General features: G+C 66.1%; 10 protein-coding genes. 6 read left to right on the forward strand and 4 right to left on the reverse strand.

Annotated elements, in window-relative coordinates; genetic code table 11:
* Positions 1-61: 61 nt before the first annotated feature.
* Both HMPREF2581_RS31385 and HMPREF2581_RS31390 read left to right on the forward strand, forming a co-directional pair.
* Complete coding sequence (locus tag HMPREF2581_RS31385; RefSeq protein WP_003111194.1) at positions 62-976, forward strand: choline sulfate utilization transcriptional regulator; 915 nt, start codon at positions 62-64, stop codon at positions 974-976.
* Positions 977-986: 10 nt separating this feature from the next.
* Positions 987-1,364 (forward strand): DOPA 4,5-dioxygenase family protein, encoded by a 378-nt coding sequence (locus tag HMPREF2581_RS31390; RefSeq protein WP_003097328.1) that lies wholly within the window; start codon positions 987-989, stop codon positions 1,362-1,364.
* Here HMPREF2581_RS31390 and HMPREF2581_RS31395 read toward each other — a convergent pair.
* The 4 genes from HMPREF2581_RS31395 to trpB all read right to left on the reverse strand — a co-directional run bounded on the left by HMPREF2581_RS31395 (position 1,343) and on the right by trpB (position 4,536).
* On the reverse strand, positions 1,343-1,708 hold the full coding sequence (locus tag HMPREF2581_RS31395; RefSeq protein ID WP_003097330.1) for an Hpt domain-containing protein: 366 nt from the start codon (positions 1,706-1,708) through the stop codon (positions 1,343-1,345). The genes HMPREF2581_RS31390 and HMPREF2581_RS31395 overlap by 22 nt on opposite strands.
* Before the next feature lie 7 nt (positions 1,709-1,715).
* Positions 1,716-2,339 carry a response regulator transcription factor gene (locus tag HMPREF2581_RS31400; RefSeq protein ID WP_003111192.1) on the reverse strand — a complete coding sequence of 208 codons (624 nt, stop codon included), beginning with the start codon at positions 2,337-2,339 and terminating at the stop codon, positions 1,716-1,718.
* A 185-nt stretch (positions 2,340-2,524) separates the two neighbouring features.
* The gene (gene trpA, locus HMPREF2581_RS31405; protein WP_003097337.1) at positions 2,525-3,331 is read right to left on the reverse strand and encodes a tryptophan synthase subunit alpha; all 807 of its coding nucleotides are present in this window, start codon (positions 3,329-3,331) and stop codon (positions 2,525-2,527) included.
* A complete protein-coding gene (gene trpB / locus HMPREF2581_RS31410) occupies positions 3,328-4,536 on the reverse strand; it encodes a tryptophan synthase subunit beta (RefSeq protein WP_003142212.1) in 1,209 nt (402 codons plus the stop codon). Before trpB ends, trpA begins: the two co-directional genes overlap by 4 nt.
* Positions 4,537-4,639: 103 nt before the next feature.
* Here trpB and trpI point away from each other — a divergent pair, with 103 nt between their 5' ends.
* From trpI to HMPREF2581_RS33910, 4 genes are all read left to right on the forward strand, one after another.
* Positions 4,640-5,527: a trpBA operon transcriptional activator TrpI gene (gene trpI / locus HMPREF2581_RS31415; RefSeq protein ID WP_003142214.1), complete on the forward strand. Its 888-nt coding sequence runs from the start codon at positions 4,640-4,642 to the stop codon at positions 5,525-5,527.
* Positions 5,528-5,627: 100 nt separating this feature from the next.
* Positions 5,628-5,843 carry a dodecin gene (locus HMPREF2581_RS31420; RefSeq protein WP_003097345.1) on the forward strand — a complete coding sequence of 72 codons (216 nt, stop codon included), beginning with the start codon at positions 5,628-5,630 and terminating at the stop codon, positions 5,841-5,843.
* Positions 5,844-6,026: 183 nt separating this feature from the next.
* The gene (locus tag HMPREF2581_RS31425; RefSeq protein WP_003097347.1) at positions 6,027-6,254 is read left to right on the forward strand and encodes a DUF1161 domain-containing protein; all 228 of its coding nucleotides are present in this window, start codon (positions 6,027-6,029) and stop codon (positions 6,252-6,254) included.
* 295 nt (positions 6,255-6,549) lie between these two features.
* The coding region (locus HMPREF2581_RS33910; protein ID WP_371859460.1) for a hypothetical protein at positions 6,550-6,631 on the forward strand (82 nt) is incomplete at its 3' end.

Consider the following 6,631-nt stretch of genomic DNA (forward strand, 5'->3'; position numbering starts at 1 on the left):
TCAGTGCATCGAAATCCCTGGTAAACCGCATGGGGCTGGATGCGTTGGATAAGCCTGGCTTATGGGAGAACGCCTCATGCCGCCATCCCTCGACCTGCTCCGGGTATTCGAGTCCGCCGCCCGCCAACTCAGCTTCACCGCTGCCGCCGAGGAGCTGGGGACCACCCAGCCTGCGGTCAGCCAGCAGATCAAACGCCTGGAGAAGGAGCTGGCGACCCCTCTGTTCCAGCGCGTTCATCGAGGCATCGTGCTCACCGACGCCGGCCAGCTCCTGCTCCGCCACGTGGCCGCCGGCCTCGAGACGATCGATGCCGGCATCGCCGCGCTGGGCGCGCGCCAGCGCCACGAGGTGCTCCAGGTGGCCACCGACTACGCCTTCGCCGCCTACTGGCTGATGCCGCGCCTTCCGCGCTTCCACCAGGCCCATCCGCACCTGGACGTGAGCCTGGTGACCAGCGAGCGCGGCCTGGCCGGCCAGCGCGGCGATATCGACGTGGCGATCCTGTTCGGCGACGGTCGTTCCAAGCACGGCGAAGCGCACCGGCTGTTTCGCGAGGAGGTGTTCCCGGTCTGTAGCCCGCGCCTGGTCGAGGGATTGCAGTTGCCGCTGGCCAAGGCGCACCTGGCGCGCCTGCCGATGCTGCATCTGAAGCCGGCGCAGCACGCCCGCTGGTTCGACTGGCCGGCATTGTTCGAAGCGTTGGCCATCGATCGGCAGCCGATTCCGGCGGTGCTCAGCTTCGACAACTACACCTTGCTGATCCAGGCGGCCATCGCCGGCCAGGGCGTGGCCATCGGCTGGCGCCACCTGGTCGACGGCCTGCTCGAACAGGGGCTGCTTTGCCGGCCCATTGGCGAGAGCTGCCTGTCGCGATACGGGTACTATGCGGTATTGCCGGAGCGCAAGCGGCGCCAGCGGCTGGTCGACGGTTTCGTCGACTGGCTGCAGGCCGAGTTGCAGGCCGGCGGCGCTTGAAGAGGTGACGATGAACGAGTATTCCACCCCCCGCATCCAGGGCTTCCATGCTCACGTCTATTTCGATGCGCAGAGCATCGAGCGAGCCCGCGCCCTTTGCGAAGAGGCGGCGCGGCGCTTTCCGCTGAAGATGGGGCGGATCCATGAGCGGCCGGTAGGGCCGCATCCGGACTGGAGCTGCCAGCTGGCATTCGCTCCCGAGGTGTTCGGCGAGCTGGTGCCCTGGCTGGCCATCCATCGGCAGGACCTGGTGGTGTTCATCCACCCGGTCACCGGCAACGATCTGCTCGACCATCGCGACCGGGCCATCTGGATGGGAGCCATTCGCCCGCTGGACCTGTCGATCCTGGACGAAGGCCCGCAACGCTATGACTTCGCCGTGCCTTGAGGCGCGGTCATCGTCATCCAGTCGTGCAGTTCGCATTGCAGCTCGCCCAGTGCCGTCACCAGGTCGTCGACGGCATCGGCGAGCTTGCGCACGGAGCTTTCGCCGCAGGCGATCTCCAGTTGGTGGCAGGCGCGTTCCACGGCGTGGGCGTGGATCAGCGAGGCCATGCCCGCCAGGCGGTGCGCCAGCTCGTTGAGTTCCTGGGTCTGCTCGCGCTCCTGGGCGCGCCGCAGCTTGCGGGTGTCTTCGTTGTTGCTGGTCATCAGCTGCGCGACGAGCAGGCGGCTGATTTCCGGTTGGTTGGCGCGGTCGCCCAGGGCGGCGGTCAGGTCGAACGTTCGCATGGGATCCTCAGATCAGCTCGTGGCGGCGGGCGAAATCGATCAGGCCGGCCAGGGAATGGGCGTTGAGTTTCAGCATGATGCGTGACTTGTAGGTGCTCACGGTTTTCTCGCTGAGGAACAGCTGCTGGGCGATGGCCTTGTTGGTGTTGCCGTTGGCCAGGTACTGCAGCACGGTCATCTCGCGGTCGGAAAGGCTTTCCAGCATGCGGGCCTCGTTGTCGCGGCTCTGCTGGTTGATGCTGCGCAACGCCCCGGTGGGGAAGTGGATGTAGCCGGCCAGCACGGCCTTGGCGGCGAGCAGCAGCTCGGAGAGGTTTTCCCTTTTGCTGACGAAGCCCATGGCGCCGGCCTGCAGGCAGCGCGGGGCGAACTGCGCCGGATTCTGCCGGGTCAGGACCAGGACCTTGGTGTCCAGCTTCAGGGACTTCAGGCGGGCTATCACTTCGAGACCGTCGATCTTGGGGATGCCGATGTCCAGGATGGCCAGGTCGGGAGACTTCTTGCGGGCTACCTGCAGGGCTTCGGCACCGTTGTCGGCCTCGCCGACGATGGTGAAACCGTCGCGCTCGAACAGCAAGCGCACGGCCAGGCGGATAGCGGGATGATCATCGACGATCAGCACCTTACTCATGCGAACCTTCTTTGAATGCGTTGGCTATTTGGGTGAGGCGCTATTCAAGGCTTCGGCAGAGTCGGCGGACAATAAGACGTTTCTGAAAGTGACCGTGAATTTTTCCTCACGGTTCTGGCAGCGTGCAACGCAAGGCCAGGCGCAGCGGGTTGCCTGCGCCTGGCGAATGCCGCTGTCAGGGTCTGTCAGCGTGCGTTGCGCACGCCTTCGGCCAGCTCGCCGCACAGGGCGAGGACATCCTTGACCGCCTGGGCATTGTCGCGGGCCTTGGCGATCCGGTCGATCAGCGCCGAGCCGACCACCACGCCGTCGGCCAACCGCGCGACCGCGGCGGCGTGTTCGGCGCTGCGGATGCCGAAGCCGATACCGATCGGCAAGTCGGTATGCCGGCGCAGGCGCGCCACCGCTTCCTCGACGTGTTCCAGGGTCGCCGCGTTGGCGCCGGTGACGCCGGCCACCGACACGTAGTAGACAAACCCGGAACTGCCTTCGAGCACCGTCGGCAGGCGCTGGTCGCCGGTGGTCGGGGTGGTCAGGCGGATGAAGTCGAGGCCGGCGGCCTGGGCCGGGTGGCAGAGGTCTTCGTTGTGCTCCGGCGGCAGGTCGACCACGATCAGGCCGTCCACCCCCACCTCCTTCGCCTCGGCGATGAAGCGCTCGACGCCGTAGTGGTGGATCGGGTTGAAGTAGCCCATCAGCACCAGGGGTGTCTCGCTGTCGCCGCTGCGGAATTCGCGGACCATCTGCAACGTCCTGGCCAGGGTCTGGCCGCCGTCGAGGGCGCGGATGTTGGCCAACTGGATGGCCGGGCCGTCCGCCATCGGATCGGTGAACGGCATGCCCAGTTCGATCACGTCGGCTCCGGCCGCCGGCAGGCCTTTGAGGATTTCCAGGGAAGACGCGTAGTCCGGGTCGCCGGCGGTGACGAAGGTCACCAGGGCGGCGCGGTTTTCCTGCTTGAGCTGGGCGAAGCGGGTCTGCAGGCGGCTCATGCTTTCGACTCCTGTTGCATGTGGTGCATGACGGTCTGCATGTCCTTGTCGCCGCGACCGGACAGGTTCACCACCATGATGTGCTCCTTGGGCAGGCTGGGCGCACGCTTGAAGACCTCGGCCAGGGCATGGGAGCTTTCTAGTGCCGGGATGATGCCTTCGAGGCGGCAGCAGGTGTGGAAGGCCTCCAGGGCTTCGTCGTCGGTGATCGAGGTGTACTCGACGCGGCCGGTGTCGTGCAGCCAGGCGTGTTCCGGGCCGATGCCGGGATAGTCGAGGCCGGCGGAGATGGAGTGTGCGTCGATGATCTGGCCATCCGCATCCTGCAGCAGGAAGGTGCGGTTGCCGTGCAGCACGCCGGGAACCCCGCCGTTCAGGCTGGCCGCGTGCTTGCCGGTGTCGATGCCGTGGCCGGCGGCTTCCACGCCGACGATCTGCACCCCGGCGTCGTCGAGGAACGGGTGGAACAGGCCCATGGCGTTGGAGCCGCCGCCGATGCAGGCGATCAGCGAATTGGGCAGGCGCCCTTCCTTCTCGGCCAGTTGCTCGCGGGTTTCCTTGCCGATCACCGCCTGGAAGTCACGGACCATCGCCGGGTACGGATGCGGGCCGGCGACCGTGCCGATCAGGTAGAAGGTGCTGTCGACGTTGGTCACCCAATCGCGCAGCGCCTCGTTCATGGCGTCCTTCAGGGTACCGGTGCCGGCGGTCACCGGGATCACCTCGGCGCCCAGCAGCTTCATGCGGAAGACGTTGGCCTGCTGCCGGTCGATGTCGGTGGTGCCCATGTAGATCACGCACTGCAAGCCGAAGCGCGCGGCGACGGTGGCGGTGGCCACGCCGTGCATGCCGGCGCCGGTCTCGGCGATGATGCGTTTCTTGCCCATGCGCCGGGCCAGGAGGATCTGGCCGATGCAGTTGTTGATCTTGTGCGCGCCGGTATGGTTCAGCTCCTCGCGCTTGAGGTAGATCTTCGCCCCGCCGCAGTGCTCGGTCAGGCGCTCGGCGAAGTACAGCGGGCTCGGCCGGCCGACGTAGTCGCGCTGGAAGTAGGCCAGTTCCTCCTGGAACGCCGGGTCGTCCTTGGCCTTCTCGTACTCGCGGGCGAGGTCGAGGATCAGCGGCATCAGGGTCTCGGCGACGTACTGGCCGCCGAAGCGGCCGAACAGGCCCTTGGCGTCGGGGCCGTTGCGATAGGAAGTCATGGAGGGCTCCAGGAAATGACGTATGGGCAGAATCTAATCCCCCCGCCGGGCAAAAGAAACCGATAAGATTGCGCAAACCTGTCAGGAAAACTCACGAATAGCCATGAGCCGCGACCTGCCCTCCCTGAATGCCCTGCGCGCTTTCGAAGCCGCTGCCCGGTTGCACAGCATCAGCCTGGCGGCCGAGGAACTGCACGTTACCCATGGCGCCGTGAGCCGGCAGGTGCGGTTGCTCGAGGACGATCTCGGGGTGGCCCTATTCGGCAAGGATGGACGCGGCGTAAAACTCACCGATTCCGGCGTTCGCCTGCGTGACGCCTGCGGCGATGCGTTCGAGCGACTGCGTGGCGTCTGTGCCGAGCTGCGCCGGCAGACCGCCGAGGCCCCGTTCGTCCTCGGCGTACCCGGCAGCCTGCTGGCGCGCTGGTTCATCCCGCGGCTGGACCGGCTCAACCGTGCCCTCCCCGACCTGCGCCTGCAACTGTCCACCAGCGAGGGCGAGTTCGATCCGCGTCGTCCCGGCCTGGACGCCATGCTCTGGTTCGCCGAGCCGCCCTGGCCGGCGGACATGCAGGTCTTCGAACTGGCGCCCGAGCGCATGGGCCCGGTGGTCAGCCCGCGCCTGGCGCAGGAAACCGGCCTGGCCCAGGCGCCCGCCGCGCGGCTGTTGCAGGAGCCGCTGCTGCATACCGCCTCGCGGCCCCAGGCCTGGCCGGCCTGGGCCGCGAGCCAGGGGCTGGCGGCGGAGGCGCTGCGCTATGGCCAGGGGTTCGAGCATCTCTACTACCTGCTGGAAGCGGCGGTGGCGGGCCTCGGCGTGGCCATCGCCCCGGAGGCGCTGGTCCGCGACGATCTCGCCGCGGGCCGCCTGGCGGCGCCCTGGGGCTTCATCGAGACCGATGCGCGCCTGGCCCTGTGGGTACCGGCGCGCCTGCACGATCCGCGTGCCGGGCGCCTGGCGCATTGGTTGCGGGAGCAGTTGGCAGGCTGAGCGCTGGCGATTTGCTGCACTTTTCCGGCTCGGCTAGTGTCCATTGAACAGAGGCGCCCGTCGGGCGCGAAGAACCAGGCATCGTCCGGGGAGAGAGTTCATGTCCAATCACCACACCTACAAGAAGATCGAACTGGTCGGCTCGTCCAAGACCAGCATCGAGGACGCCATCAACAACGCCCTCGCCGAAGCGGCGAAGAGCATCCAGCATCTGGAATGGTTCGAGGTGGTGGATACCCGCGGGCACATCGAGAACGGCGCCGTCGGCCATTACCAGGTGACCCTGAAAGTAGGGTTCCGTATCGCCAATAGCTGATGGCACCCTGGAAACCTGTCCACGATCGCCAGCGCCCTGGGAAGGCCACCGCGTCTTTCCGCTTCGCCGGATCATGCACAGGCTATGAGGGCGGCGTGCCTCCATGGGCGGCGCGCTCGTCTCAACCTTGCCGCATTTGGCAAGCCTGACCCGTTCGGGTCTTCATCCATGCAACGAGGGAATGTGTTCATGAAGAAGTTGATGTTGGCAGTCGGCCTGTTTGCCGTGGCGGGCAGCGCATTCGCCGCCAAGCCCTGTGAGGAACTGAAAGCCGAGATCGATGCGAAGATCAAGGCCAACGGCGTTCCTGCCTACACCCTGGAAATCGTCGACAAGGGCAGCGTCACCGACAAGAAGGTAGTCGGCACCTGCGACGGCGGCACCAAGGAAATCGTCTACCAGCGCGGCTGATGCAGCGCCTGCGACGAGCAGTATCCGGGGCCGGCTTTCCCATGGGAGCCGGCCCTTTCTTTTTGCCGCGATGAGTACCCTACCAACGATGGGTCTTGTTGCAGTTCGTCGAGAAAGCGTGCCATCTAACGGATTAATCCAAAAGTCTGTGTTAGGTTTTTCGGCGCGCCCAGATGGCCTTGTGCCTTACTCCCGGATTGTCCGACTCATGGAAGACGGATTTCGGAATATTCCTGCTTACCCGCTGTAGCCGCTGGGCCAGTATCGCGCCTCTCTGAATTCAAGGAATGAACTCGTGGCTCTCCATCGCCTGGCCTTTATCTTCCTGTGCCTGCCGCTCATGGCCAGCGCCGCCCCCTTCACCTCCCCCGGCGACC

Source organism: Pseudomonas sp. HMSC057H01 (genome assembly GCF_001836405.1).
Taxonomy (GTDB): Bacteria; Pseudomonadota; Gammaproteobacteria; order Pseudomonadales; family Pseudomonadaceae; genus Pseudomonas; species Pseudomonas aeruginosa.